The following is a 12,278-nucleotide window of genomic DNA, read 5'->3' as shown; positions in this document are numbered from 1 at the left end:
CAGGGCGAAGACGCAGAGGGCCTAGGCAACTGCAGTCGCATCTGTATCATCAAGGCCCCGCTTTCATCGTGGCCCGGAAGCCCTCTCCCCAGCACCGGAGCCCAAGGTCGCTGTGCGGGGGTAAGTGCACGACACAGGCCCTATGGATGGCACCTTGATGAACCTGGCGGGCGCTGTGCTTGAAGCTCCTGGCCACGCCGGGCTTATGCTTTGGCCAACGCCTTGCTACCATGACGGCAACGGTGCTTCGCGCACCCAGCCCAACTCACAGGAGACCTCATGATCCTCTCAACCACCCCCACCCTGGAAGGCAAGACCATTCGCGAGTACCGCGGCATCGTCGTGGGCGAAGCCATCCTCGGCGCCAACATCTTTAAGGATCTGTTCGCCGGCATCCGCGACATCATCGGCGGTCGCTCCGGCGCCTACGAAAAAGAGCTGGCCCGGGCCCGGGAGATCGCCTTCGAGGAGCTCAAGGAGCGTGCCCAGGCGCTGGGGGCCAACGCCGTGGTGGGCATCGACATCGACTACGAGGTGGTGGGCCAGAACGGCAGCATGCTGATGGTCAGCATCAGCGGCACCGCCGTGGTGATCTAGCCCGCCAGTGCCCGGCCCTGCATGGCCAAACGCCCCGTCACAAGCCGACCCCGAGGTCGGCTTTTTGCTGGGTGTGACGCGCAAAGGTGGGCGCAAGTGAGTGGGGCTCAAGGCCTGAACGTATCGAACGCTCCGATGGCTCTGGGCTGGCCGGGAATGAGGGAGAAAATGGCCCGGCCCGGAGAAGGTGCGGGAACATGGGGAGGCACAGGGCCTGAAGGTCGGCAAAGTTGTTCAATTTTGCTATTCGATAATGAGTTATCGTTTGATATATCTAAACAAAAAATGACCTGTCAGGGGTCGCAGAGCCCAGGTCGGGACGAACATGGCGAGGTGCAGGCGGCACTGTACTCGCATCCCGCCCATAAAAAGAGGTCGCCCGGGCGACCTCTTTGTCGTCTGCGGATCAGGGCAGGGCATCGGCCCGGAAGGTGTTGCAAGGATCTGTGTCCCTCGTGTCTCAATCGATCAGGGCAATGCATCGGGCCGGAAGCTGGCGCGGATCTGCGGCACCAGGGGGGAGGGGTCGAAGCCTTTCTCCTCCCCGAGCACCGGGTGGAGCAGGGGTAGGTCCCGGATGGGGGTGAGGTCCCCCGCCAGCAGTTGCCTTGTGGCCTGGCCCATCTGGTAGAGCTGGCGCACCGGGTCGAACTGGCGGGCGAGATCCAGCCCGTCCCCGGCCCGGGTGAAGGCCATCATGGGGATCTGGTAGCTGGCATCCCGTGGTGGTTTGGTGCCGTGGATACCCTTGCCCGCCGACATCAGGAAGGGCTGGTGGTCCCCGAAGGCCACCACCAGGTAGCGCTTGCCGGAGTTGTCCAGGGTCTTGAGCAGCCGCTCCAGGGAGGCCATGGCGTCCACCACCCCGGTGTAGTAGGTGTTGAGCAACTGGGTATCCGCCGGGCTCTGATCCGGGCAGGCGCCGCTGCGTTGCTGGGCCCGGTAGCGATCCCCGTCGAAGGGGCCGTGCCCCTGCATGGTGACCGCGTAGGCGAACAGGGGCTGATCGTCCTGGTTGCTGCGTTTGAGCAGGTGATCGATGAGGGCATCGTCGGAGATGTAGAGCCCCTTGTGCTCGAGGGCGGTGAAGCGGGTATCGAACCAGCGCTCCTGATAGCCGAGGGCCGGGATCGCCTTGGCGCGGCCCCAGAACTTCTCCACATAGGGGTGGGCGAACAGGGTCTGGTAGCCGCTCTGGGCTGCGCTGCGCGCAAGGCCGGGCACCTTGTCCGAGAGGTAGTAGTAGGGCACCACCCCCTGTTTGAGCAGGCCCACCGGCAGGCCGGTGTTCATCTCGAACTCCGCCAGTACCGTCATGCCCCCCGTGGTGGGGGAGTGAATGGTCTTGCGCCATTGGGCCACGCTGGCGGGCAGGTTCAAGGTGGGGGCGGGGGCGCAGAGACGGCCCTGCCAGTCAAGCCAGAGTGACTCGTATTGCAGCACGATCACCAGATCGAAGCGGGGAGCCCTGGGCTGGGCGGGCAGGCTCAGCTCCGGGGTGCGCTCGTTGATCTGCAAGGGGTAGCGAAACACGTTGCCGCTTTGCAGCATCTCGTCCACCAGATTGAACAGGTAGAGGCCGGGGCCGGCGCGGATGATGTCCCTGTGGTAGTTCACCGCCCTGTCCACGTAGCGGATGTTGGCCCCGAGCAGCTTGTTGCCGGTCTGGGTGGCGAACACGCAGAGGGCAAAGAAGGCGGCGGTGGCGGCGGCGGTGCGCAGCAAGCCCCGCAGGATCCAGCGGGAGAGGGCGAAGCGCCACACCAGAAAAAGGAGCCCCAGCACGACGAGCACCGGCACCACAGGGTGCTGATCGAGCAGGATGTGCAGCAGGGCCAGCAGGTTGCCCAGATCGTCCCCCCCCAGCGGCACCCCGTAGATGGCGATCTTCATGAAGTTGGCGAGCAGCCCGATGCCCGAGAGGGCGGTGAAGAGCAGCCCCATATAGAGGCTGAAGCCTGCGAGGGCGCAGAGGCTCCAGCCCAGCACCATGCTGCCCCAGGCGAGGTAGTAGTGCTCTGGCCGAAAGCCCGACCAGAACAGGAATTCCCCCAGCTTGAACACCACGAAGCCGTGGAGCAGCACGAAGGTGAGGTTGCCGAGCAGCAGGCTGCCTGCCACCCGGGCGCGGTAGCTTCGGCGCAGCCGCGGCAGCAGGGCCTTGAGCACGGTGGCGCTCACCAGCAGCACCAGCAGCAGGCTGGTCATCAGGTAGAGGAGGTTGAAACCGCGCTCCGGCAGGGTCTGGAGGATCTGGCTGTATTCGGCGCTCTCCGGCCTGTCTGCCAGCAGCAACCCGATGCGCAGCTGGTAGCGGCTATCCAGGGCGTCGTCGGGGGCGCGCAGGGCGCTGTTGAGGCTCAGGGTGCAGCGCTCCTTGCGGCACTTCTGGCGCTTGTCCACCGCCTGGCTCAGCTGATCGATGCGCACCCCTTTGTCGTTGAGCAGCTCCACCCGCACCTTGTCCCCCTCCTGCAGGGGTTTGAGCAGTTGCCATTGGCTGCGCACCACCAGATAGAAGCCCCGGTTGTCACTTTTGTAGAGCAGGCTGTAGCGATGGAGGGTAGCGATGGGCTGATCCGCCGGGCCCAGAATGAGGGGGGCCGCACGCCCGAGCCAACTGACGGGGTTGAGCAGCGGCAGGGCGAGGGTCAGCAGCAGCAGGGCGGTCAGCAGACCCAGCAACAGCCCGGCCAGGGGCTGGGAGGCGGGGCGGTGGCCGGTGACGGGGGCATTCATAAGGGCTCATCCTTGGAGCGGTCATGGCAGCGACGACTGCCTCTATTTTGACCCGATGGTGCGTGGCTTGTTCCTTGATGTCAATTTAATGACAACAAGATGAATATTCCGTGATGAGCACAGTGAAGCAATTTGTGATCCCGATCCGCCAGGGGCACTCATTCTGTGATGAAAGCGTCATCATGAGCCTTTGCTGCTGGTCTGGGAGGGGGGCGCTGTTTAGTCTCTCAGTAACGGTTGGAGGTACATGTATGAATCCCAAAGTTGCGGCGCGTCAGGCCAGATTGCTCCAGATGCTGGAGAGCAAAGAAGAGATCCGGATCGGGCGGGAGCGGGACTGCCCCCTGCCGCTGCCCCAGCTCGTCCGGCTGACCGAGGATCACCCGGACGTCGTCAAGGTCTACGGTCACGGGCTCACCGCCGAGGTGTTCCATCTCAAGGTGGAGGGGCACCACTGGTGCCTGAAACGCTGCCGCCAGGACTCTCTGGTGGCCAATGTGGACGGCAAGACCGCCTTTCTCACCGAGCTGGAGCGGCGCCGGGAGATAGAGAGCCTGCGGGAGCTGCACCCCACCATCCTCTCCAACGTGGTCTGCACCAGTTTCGGCTCCGCCCGGGCCGGGGTGCTGGTCTCCCCCTGGCTGCGGGGGGAGCCGGTGCGCACGCTCTGCGAGCGCAACCTGGCGCAGATGCTGGCGGTGGAGGCGGAGCTGGCCCGCTGGGGCTGGTTTGACTGGGATCCGAGCCCGGGCAACCTGCTGGATGACGGCCAGCATATCTCGGTGTTCGATTTTGGCTACATGTGGCCCTTCGATCCCCTGCACGAGTTCAACTCCAACGGCCTCACCGATCCCGACTTCCACGTGCCTGAGCGGCTGGAAACCCGCACCCTCTCCGGGCTCTGGCTGGACGAGGCGGATCCCTTGCCGCTGTTTCGCCGCTGGCGCGAGCTCTGCCTCGCCTGGGCCAGGGGAGAGCTGCAATACCTGTCGCGGGAGGGGGCGAGCGCCCCCGTGCTGGCGCGGATGCAGGGACTGGTGGGGGAGTGGAGTGCGGCGCTGGCAAGCGACGAGGCGCTGGCGGCCAACTGGTGGCGCGACATGTACCGCAGCCATCGGCTCGACATCCTGGATGATCTCAGCGGCAAGAGCTGCGGCCCGCTCACCCTGCGCCGTCTCGACTGGCTGGAGCAGGCGGTACGGGAGCACTTCCCGGTCCTGGTGGACAATCTGGCTCCTGACGAAGCGGGGCTCGGTCAGGCCGGGTTGCTGCAACGGCTGGGAGGGTTGCGCGAGCAGATCCGGGCCAATCTGCTGCCCACCCGGGCCACCCTGGTCACCAGCTGATGGTGGAAGAAGAGTGACAAGAGGGGCGCCGCGGCGCCCCTCTTTGCTGAGTGGGGAAGGCCGCCCCGGGTGTGATGGGGCGGAGGAGGCTCGTTGTGTGCCAGCGCCGGGGCGACTCAGTCGAGCAGTTCCCGGTGCAGGCAGTTGACGATGTGGCCCGCCTCATCCTCTTTGACCAGGAAGCAGAGGTTGTGGGCGCTGGCGCCGTAGCAGATCATCCGGATGTTGTGCTCGCGGATGGCGTCGAACACCTGGCTGCCCACCCCGGCCGCCTCGCTCATGCGGTTGCCGATGAGCGCCACCAGGGCGAAACCGGTCTCCACTTCGACCTTGCACAGCTGGCCGAGCTCCGCCAGCACCTTGTCGTTCAGGATGGGTTCGCCGTTGCTCTGGCTGCCGGTGTGATCCAGGGTCAGGGAGACGCTCACCTCGGAGGTGGTGATGAGATCCACCGAGATGCGGTGACGGGCCAGGATGCCGAACACCTCGGCCAGGAAGCCGTAGGCGTGGAACATGTTGAGGCTGTGCAGGGTCACCAGCACCTGCTGGCGGCGCAGGGCCACGGCCCGGAACAGCGGGTTGCTGCGGGTGGTGGCGCGGATCCAGGTGCCACCGGCGGCGGGGTCCTTGGCGGAGCCCACGAACACCGGGATGTCCTGGCGCAGCGCGGGTTGCAGGGTGGCCGGGTGCAGCACCTTGGCGCCGAAGGTGGCCATCTCCGCCGCCTCCACGAAGCTGATTTCGGGGATGGGGCGGGCGCGGGTAACCAGGCGGGGATCCGTGGTGTAGATGCCGGGCACGTCGGTCCAGATCTCGATGCTGCCTGCGTCCAGTGCCTCGGCCAGGAGGGCCGCGCTGTAGTCGGAGCCGCCACGGCCGAGGGTGGTGGTGCGACCATCGCCGTCGGCACCGATGAAGCCCTGGGTGATGACCAGGCTGTCACCCAGCAACGGGCCCACCGCCTGCTGGCAGAGGGCGCGGGTCGCCGCGAGATCCACGGTGGCCTTGCCAAAGCGGCTGTCGGTGCGCAGCAGTTGGCGCGCATCCTGCCACTGGGCCTTGACCCCGCGCTGGTGCAGGAGTTCGGTAAAGAGACGGGTGGACATCAGCTCGCCGCAGGCGATGAGGCGATCGGCGAGTTCGGCGTCGGTGTGCTGACTGGCCTGACGGGCCATGGTGCGAATGTCGCCGAGCTGGGCATGGATGAGGGCGCTCACGTCGCTCGGGTTGCCAAGGGCGGCCAGAATGGCCAGCTGGATGTCGGCAAGCCTGGCAAGCTGGGCATCCTGTCCGGCTTCGTCCAGTTCACCCTGAGCCAGGCTCACCAGCAGGTTGGTGACGCCGGCGCTGGCGCTCAGCACCACCACCCGGGTCGCCGGATTGGCCAGCACCACGTCGGCGCAGTGGTTCATGGCCGCGGCATTGGCGACGCTGGTTCCGCCAAACTTGGCGACATTGATCGGGTTCATTGCATACTCCTGTCTCAAGGTGAAAATCCGGTTTCATCGGGCAAATAGAGAGGAGGAGGCAAAAAATGGCAGGAAAACGCGAGGATCCCGGCCAGAAGCACTCCACCTGCAGAGCCCATCCCGTACCCGCCCCAAGTGGGGCGCGGTGTGGGATGACCACTACCGATGACAACCCGGGGGATTCAGCCCCCGCAGCCGACGTGGCGGTGTCCAGTCACTCGCCTCGTCTCGGCGCTGCTCCCCCTGACCCAAGTTCACCGGACACTGGTGTCCTCCCTTGGGCTGCCTGGGCAGCGCTCCTCTTCTGGTGCCACCTGTGACAGGTGGCGTGCATGTACAAATACCTTGGTCTGGATTGCACTGTCAATCGAGTTCGTAAAAAAGGACAAAATTGACGGTAACCAGGCACAAGATCAATCAGTTACGAAATGGTCTTGGACAAAACCTTGGAGCGACGCTGCCAGTTGTAGAAGCGCTGGCGCTCCACCGGCAGATCTTCGACTTCCAGGGGATCGAAGCCCCGCTCCCGGAACCAGTGGATGGAGCGGGTGGTGAGCACGAACAGGCGACGGATGCCGAGCCGCTTGGCCCGCTCGGCCACCTTGGCGATCAGGGTGTCTCCCCGGTTGGAGTTGCGATACTCCGGGTGGATGGCGACGCAGGCCATCTCGGCCATGGCTTCTTCCATGAAGCAATAGAGCGCGGCGCAGCCGATGATGAGGCCGTCCCGCTCGATGATGGTGAACTTGTCTATCTCCATCTCCAGCTGCTCCCGGGAGCGGCGCACCAGGATCCCTTCCTCCTCCAGCGGACGGATGAGATCCAGGATGCCGCCGATGTCCTCAATGGTGGCGGCCCGGGCCCGCTCGGCGCTTTCGCGCACGATCTGGGTACCCAGCCCCTCGCGGCTGAACAGCTCCTGCAGCATGGCGCCGTCGTCCTGATAGCTCACCAGGTGGGAGCGGGGCACGCCACCCCGGCAGGAGGCGATGGCCGCGCGCAGGTAGCGGGCGGTGCCTGACATCTCTTCCCCCGCTTGCTCCAGCGCCACCAGCAGCTCTTCGGCCTGCTCGGGGAAGAGCTCGGAGATAGCCTCCCCGTGCCTGTCCATTACCCCCTGGGTGCTGCTGAAGCAGATGAGCTTGTCGGCTTTGAGATCCACCGCCACCCGGCGGGCTACCTCTTCCGAGCTCAGGTTGAAGCTCTCGCCGGTGACCGAGCAGCCAATGGGGGAGATGAGCACCAGGCCGTGCTGATCCAGCTGGCGGGTGATCCCCTCCACATCGATGCGACGCACCCGGCCGCTGTGGCAGAAGTCGATGCCGTCATCCACACCCAGCGGCTGGGCGGTGACGAAGTTGCCGCTCACCACGCTGATGCGGGCCCCCTGCATGGGGGTGTTGGCGAGGCCCATGGAGAGCTGGGCGGTGATGTCGTATTGCAGACCGCCGCACACCTGCTTGATGATGGCGAAACTGGCATCGTCGGTGACCCGGATCCGCTTGTGATACTGGGCCTGGATGCCGGCGCGGGCCAGGGCCTCGTCATTTTGCGGACGCGAACCAAACACCAGCACCAGGCGGATCCCCAAGGTCTGCAGCAGGGCGATGTCGCTGACGATGTTGGCGAAATTGGGGTGACAAATGGCTTCCCCGCCGATCATCAGGACGAAGGTGGCACCCCGGTGCACATTGACATAGGGGGTGGATTGCCGAAAGGCATGGACCAGGCTGGGTTCGCGTTCACGCACGTGTTTCATTCCATAAAAAAGCAGCAATTCGCCCAATATATGAAAATAAATTCACAAATCAAGACTAAATATCGACTTGGTGTTTTTTTGTCGCCATTTTGACCAGTGCGGGCGGGGAGGGGAAGACGCAGGCGAGGGCGGGAGGGTCGCCCAGGGGGCCGCTCCCTGGTTGATCCGGGCTAATAACCTGATATCTTCGGTGTTCCTTTTCGTCAGCCGCATTGCGCGGGGTTTTATACAAGGACAGGGCATATGGAGCAGATTATTTCACCGGCAGAGGCGCTGCCGGGACGGCGGGAAGCGCTGGAGATTGGCCAGGTGCACGCAGTAAACGGCCACCCGACCCAGGGGCCCTGGCCCGAGGGGATGGAGCTTGCCTGGTTCGGCATGGGCTGTTTCTGGGGGGTGGAGCGTCTGTTCTGGCAGCAGCCCGGGGTCTATTCCACCGCCGCCGGGTATCAGGGGGGGCTGACCCCCAATCCCACCTACAAGGAGGTGTGCAGCGGCCTGACCGGCCACGCCGAGACGGTGCAGGTGGTGTTCGATCCCAAGGTCATCAGCTATGGGGATCTCGTCAAGCTGTTCTGGGAACACCATGATCCGGCCCAGGGGATGCGCCAGGGTGGCGACATCGGCACCCAGTATCGCTCCGTCATCTTCGTCGGGGACGACACCCAGGAGGCGATTGCCCAGCAGAGCCTGGCCGCCTACCAGCAGGCCATGACGGCGAGCGGTGATGGGCGCACCATCACCACCCGCATCCTGCCGCTGGCCCCCTTCTACTATGCCGAGGATTATCACCAGCAATATCTGGAGAAGAATCCCGAGGGGTATTGCGGCCTGGGGGGCATCGGCGTCTGCCTGCCTCCCAGCCTGAATCGCTGAGGCGTCATTGCATACCACGGGGGCCATCAGGCCCCCGTGTCATTGTGATGAAAAATAATTGAAAAAAATGCGTCAGGTGGGGAACTAAACTGAACCCTGGCTGACCAACAGGGTAGCGACCACGGATGGTTGCCAAGACCAGACACATTTTTTGCCCCGAAATTCATTACTCTGACAAGCGCGATGAATTGACAATGCTAGCAAGCAGGGCTGCCCGATGAGGCGGCCCTTTTCATTGGGCGTCCCGCCTCACTCCTCGCCTCATTGCATCTCGTCCCCTTGCCGTCACGGCAGGGGCGGGGTCAGCTGATGGTGCTGTCGAACAGGTTCTTGATGAGGTCGATGAACTCGATGAGGAAGGCTTGCTGGGCTTCGCTGGGGGCGGACAACCAGACGGCGGAGAGCACCTCTTCCAGGTCGGCGACCACGGCATCGGCCTCCTGCATGATCAGGAAGCGCACCTTGGGGTCGAGCTGGGGGTTCTGCTCGCAGATGGCCATCAGGTTGTCGGCCACCCGGCTGCTCACCAGATCCTCGATGGTCTGGGCGCCGCCGCCTTGTTGCTGGCTCTCGAACAGACCCAGACTCTCTACCAGATACTCGATCAGCGCAATGTAACCTTCGCTCTCTACCACCATGATGGCTGCCCTTTCTTCATTGCCTTGGGGAAATGGTGCGTATTTTAGTGGCTGAACCCGTCATGGCAAGCGGCAGTGGAGCCGATGGCGGATAAATTGGACACCGCCGCGCTCCACTGTCTCCAATCCGGTCAGCAGGAAGCCGTGACGCAGGAAGAGGGCGAGGCTGAAGGCGCTCGCCTCCGTGGTTAGGCTGCCAAGCCCCATCTGGCTGGCGGCTGCCAGCACCCGCTCCAGCAGCAGGGTGCCGAGCCCCTGGCGCGGATGATCCGCGCTCACGTAGAGCAGGCTGAGATGACCGTCATCGCTCAGGGTGGCAAAGCCAAGGGGCACATCGTCTTGCTCGATGACCCAGCCATGGTGCTCGCGCAACTGGCTGGCAAGCCGCGGGTGATGGGCACCCCTGGCCCACTGCTCCACCTGCTCCGGGCTGTAGTGTGCAGGCCCCAGGCGGCGTACCGACTGCTCGAACAGGTCCAGCAGCCTTGGTATGTGTGCCTCCTCGAGGGGGACGATGCGAGGAGAAGAAGGAGACGGCATGGGTCAACCCTCCCTGATGGTCGAGCGGGGGGCCTGGGGCCGCTTCGCCCTGGGCAGACCCGCCACCACCCGCTCATAGGAGTGGACTATCCAGCCCTGCCAGAGATCGTCAGACAGGCCTTCACTCAGGGTCACCGTGTTCCAGTGCTGCTTGTTCATGTGCCAGCCCGGTTTCACCTCGGGGTGGATCTCCCGCAGCAGCAGGGCGAGCTCGGGTTCGCACTTCAGGTTGATTGAGAGGGGCTCCGCCTGCCAGTCCACCAGGGCAAACATCTTGCCGGCGATGCGGTAGACCAGGATCTCCGGGCCGAAGGGGGTGTCTTCGGTGGCGCCGGGCTGGCTGAGCAAAAATTCACGCAATTGAACGAGGGTCATGGGGACTCCAGGCTGGTCCGATCATGGTGGAAGCATGTTCACCGGGGTGAGCCTTCTGTTAATATGCGCGCCGAGTATACCCCCCATCACCCCGGGAGCCCATGAGATGTTGTACCACAAGACCTTTGAACTGGGTCCCGATCGGGATTGGGTGGTGTTCGTGCACGGTGCGGGCGGCAGCTCCTCCATCTGGTTCAAGCAGTTGCGGGCCTACCGGGAGCACTTCAACGTGCTGCTGCTGGACCTTCGCGGTCACGGCCAGTCCAACCAGCTGCAGCAGGTGGTAAAGGGGCACTACAGCTTTCGGGAGGTGACCGAGGACATCCTGCGCCTGCTGGATCATCTGCGCATCCCCCACGCCCATTTTGTCGGCATCTCCCTTGGCACCATCCTCATCCGCCACCTGGCCGAACTCTGCCCCGAGCGGGTCAAGAGCATGGTGCTCGGCGGCGCCATCCTGCGTCTCGACATCCGCTCCCGGGTGCTGGTGCAGCTTGGTCGCCTCGGCCAGCACTTCCTGCCCTACATGTGGCTCTACCGCCTGTTCGCCTTCATCATCATGCCGCGCCAGCACCATCAGGAGTCCCGCAACCTCTTCGTGCGCGAGGCCAGAAAGCTGTGCCAGAAGGAGTTCAAGCGCTGGTTCCGTCTCGCCACCGAGGTGAACCCCCTGATGCGCTACTTTCGCGAGCGGGCCCTGCCCATTCCCACCCTCTACGTGATGGGGGAGGAGGATCACATGTTCCTCGCCCCGGTGCGCGAGCAGGTGGCCCGCGACCCTTACAGTTGCCTCGAAATCATCGAAAAGTGCGGCCACGTCTGCAACGTGGAGCAGCCGGATCACTTCAACCGCCAGTCCCTGGCGTTTCTCTCCCGTCAGGCGGCGTCATCCGCCCTTTGAGGCCCGGCAAGGGCCTCAGATGAAGTAGTGGCCAATCTCCAGATAGCGCTGGCGGATGTGCTCGATGAGCAGCCTTATCTTGCGCGGCGGCTGGCGGGTGAAGGGGTAGACGGCGTAGATGCCGAGCTTCTTGCCCACCCGGTCGGGAAACAAGTCCACCAGATCCCCCTGCATCAGGTCGTGATAGACCAGACAGCGCGGCACATAGACGATGCCGCGCCCCCCCAGCGCCGCCTTGCGCAGGGCTCCGGCGTTGTCGGTTGAAAAGCTCCCCGACACCGACACCAGATAGTTGCCCTCTTCCCCCTTGAAGGCCCACTCCGAGGCCCCCGTGCTCTGGTAGGCGTAGCGCAGGCAGTTGTGGGTGAGCAAATCCGACGGCTCCCGCGGTGCCCCGAAGCGGCGCACATAGGCGGGGGCGGCGCAGATGACCCACTGGGAGTCGAGAATGTGGCGGGCAATCAGGCTCGAGTCATCCAGATAACCGGTGCGAATGACCAGATCGAACCCCTCTTCCACCAGGTTGACGAAGCGGTTGTCCAGCGACATCTCCACCGTGAGCCCCGGGTGCTGCTGGCAAAAATCGGCTACCGCATCGGCGAGCAAGAGCTCGCCGGAGATGGTGGGCACCGACATCCGCACATGACCGCTCACCTTTTCACCAAATCCCGCCACCGCGTCGAAGGCGTCCAGTGCGGCGGCCTTCACATTTTTGGCACCTTGATAGAGCGCCTTGCCCGCCTCGCTCAGGGTGAGCCGGCGGGTGGTGCGATAGAGGAGCTGCACCCCGAGCTCCTCTTCAAGACGCCCGATCCGCTTGCTAACCACTGAATTTGTCAGGGAATTTTGTTCGGCCACCTTGCTGAAGGAGCCGGCCTCCACCACCTGGGCGAAGAGGATGAGGTCGTCGGTACTGGCCATATTGATCAACTTTTGGAACGAATGTTGTTCATTATTTCCATATATCGCGAAAAAGGAACAGGGTAAGGTCACGTCCGCTTAACAAAACAACAACAAGGTGCGCCTCTGCACCCCTCT

Annotated in this window: 11 protein-coding genes and 1 riboswitch; of the genes, 4 read left to right on the top strand and 7 right to left on the bottom strand. The window is 64.0% G+C overall.

Translation table 11 applies throughout. The annotated features are described in order from the left end of the window. Positions 1 to 279: 279 nt before the first annotated feature. Positions 280 to 597, top strand: coding sequence for a heavy metal-binding domain-containing protein (locus C2U30_RS05105; protein ID WP_010674360.1), 318 nt, complete (start codon positions 280 to 282; stop codon positions 595 to 597). Between the two features lie 468 nt (positions 598 to 1,065). On the opposite strand, the gene C2U30_RS05100 is transcribed toward C2U30_RS05105, so the two are convergent. Further along, the gene (locus tag C2U30_RS05100) at positions 1,066 to 3,336 is read right to left on the bottom strand and encodes an LTA synthase family protein (protein WP_103243327.1); all 2,271 of its coding nucleotides are present in this window, start codon (positions 3,334 to 3,336) and stop codon (positions 1,066 to 1,068) included. Between the two features lie 251 nt (positions 3,337 to 3,587). On the opposite strand from C2U30_RS05100, the gene C2U30_RS05095 reads away from it, so the two are divergent. Then, complete coding sequence (locus C2U30_RS05095; protein ID WP_103243326.1) at positions 3,588 to 4,682, top strand: hypothetical protein; 1,095 nt, start codon at positions 3,588 to 3,590, stop codon at positions 4,680 to 4,682. 116 nt (positions 4,683 to 4,798) lie between these two features. On the opposite strand, the gene lysC is transcribed toward C2U30_RS05095, so the two are convergent. Then, positions 4,799 to 6,151, bottom strand: a complete 1,353-nt coding sequence (gene lysC, locus C2U30_RS05090) for a lysine-sensitive aspartokinase 3 (protein ID WP_010674363.1) — start codon at positions 6,149 to 6,151, stop codon at positions 4,799 to 4,801. Between the two features lie 87 nt (positions 6,152 to 6,238). Continuing rightward, positions 6,239 to 6,463, bottom strand: a riboswitch (Lysine riboswitch). Between the two features lie 109 nt (positions 6,464 to 6,572). Continuing rightward, positions 6,573 to 7,901 (bottom strand): amino-acid N-acetyltransferase, encoded by a 1,329-nt coding sequence (gene argA, locus C2U30_RS05085; RefSeq protein ID WP_041215931.1) that lies wholly within the window; start codon positions 7,899 to 7,901, stop codon positions 6,573 to 6,575. A gap of 252 nt (positions 7,902 to 8,153) precedes the next feature. On the opposite strand from argA, the gene msrA reads away from it, so the two are divergent. After that, positions 8,154 to 8,786 (top strand): peptide-methionine (S)-S-oxide reductase MsrA, encoded by a 633-nt coding sequence (gene msrA / locus C2U30_RS05080; protein ID WP_010674365.1) that lies wholly within the window; start codon positions 8,154 to 8,156, stop codon positions 8,784 to 8,786. 302 nt (positions 8,787 to 9,088) lie between these two features. On the opposite strand, the gene C2U30_RS05075 is transcribed toward msrA, so the two are convergent. The 3 genes from C2U30_RS05075 to C2U30_RS05065 are packed head-to-tail and all read right to left on the bottom strand — an operon-like array spanning position 9,089 to position 10,339. Then, a complete protein-coding gene (locus C2U30_RS05075) occupies positions 9,089 to 9,424 on the bottom strand; it encodes a DUF3802 family protein (RefSeq protein ID WP_103243325.1) in 336 nt (111 codons plus the stop codon). Positions 9,425 to 9,484: 60 nt separating this feature from the next. Then, positions 9,485 to 9,964, bottom strand: a complete 480-nt coding sequence (locus C2U30_RS05070; RefSeq protein ID WP_103243324.1) for a GNAT family N-acetyltransferase — start codon at positions 9,962 to 9,964, stop codon at positions 9,485 to 9,487. Positions 9,965 to 9,967: 3 nt separating this feature from the next. Further along, on the bottom strand, positions 9,968 to 10,339 hold the full coding sequence (locus tag C2U30_RS05065; protein WP_103243323.1) for an MmcQ/YjbR family DNA-binding protein: 372 nt from the start codon (positions 10,337 to 10,339) through the stop codon (positions 9,968 to 9,970). Positions 10,340 to 10,445: 106 nt separating this feature from the next. Here C2U30_RS05065 and C2U30_RS05060 point away from each other — a divergent pair, with 106 nt between their 5' ends. Then, positions 10,446 to 11,240 (top strand): alpha/beta fold hydrolase, encoded by a 795-nt coding sequence (locus C2U30_RS05060; protein WP_103243322.1) that lies wholly within the window; start codon positions 10,446 to 10,448, stop codon positions 11,238 to 11,240. A gap of 15 nt (positions 11,241 to 11,255) precedes the next feature. Here the strand turns inward: C2U30_RS05060 and C2U30_RS05055 are convergent, their stop codons facing one another. Next, entirely contained in the window at positions 11,256 to 12,233 is a 978-nt protein-coding gene (locus tag C2U30_RS05055) for a LysR family transcriptional regulator (protein WP_080988704.1), read from the bottom strand. Positions 12,234 to 12,278 lie beyond the last annotated feature (45 nt).

Origin of the sequence: Aeromonas sp. ASNIH5, assembly GCF_002902865.1 — a bacterium.
Taxonomy (GTDB): Bacteria; Pseudomonadota; Gammaproteobacteria; order Enterobacterales; family Aeromonadaceae; genus Aeromonas; species Aeromonas caviae.
The sequence above is the reverse complement of the archived record's forward strand: the minus strand, read 5'-3'. Positions and strand labels throughout refer to the sequence as shown.

Coding starts and splice junctions, on each gene's coding strand:
- C2U30_RS05075 (WP_103243325.1), bottom strand. CDS start 9,424: ATGGTGGTAGAGAGCGAAGGTTACATTGCGCTGATCGAGTATCTGGTA.
- lysC (WP_010674363.1), bottom strand. CDS start 6,151: ATGAACCCGATCAATGTCGCCAAGTTTGGCGGAACCAGCGTCGCCAAT.
- C2U30_RS05105 (WP_010674360.1), top strand. CDS start 280: ATGATCCTCTCAACCACCCCCACCCTGGAAGGCAAGACCATTCGCGAG.
- msrA (WP_010674365.1), top strand. CDS start 8,154: ATGGAGCAGATTATTTCACCGGCAGAGGCGCTGCCGGGACGGCGGGAA.
- C2U30_RS05100 (WP_103243327.1), bottom strand. CDS start 3,336: ATGAATGCCCCCGTCACCGGCCACCGCCCCGCCTCCCAGCCCCTGGCC.
- C2U30_RS05060 (WP_103243322.1), top strand. CDS start 10,446: ATGTTGTACCACAAGACCTTTGAACTGGGTCCCGATCGGGATTGGGTG.
- C2U30_RS05065 (WP_103243323.1), bottom strand. CDS start 10,339: ATGACCCTCGTTCAATTGCGTGAATTTTTGCTCAGCCAGCCCGGCGCC.
- C2U30_RS05070 (WP_103243324.1), bottom strand. CDS start 9,964: ATGCCGTCTCCTTCTTCTCCTCGCATCGTCCCCCTCGAGGAGGCACAC.
- C2U30_RS05095 (WP_103243326.1), top strand. CDS start 3,588: ATGAATCCCAAAGTTGCGGCGCGTCAGGCCAGATTGCTCCAGATGCTG.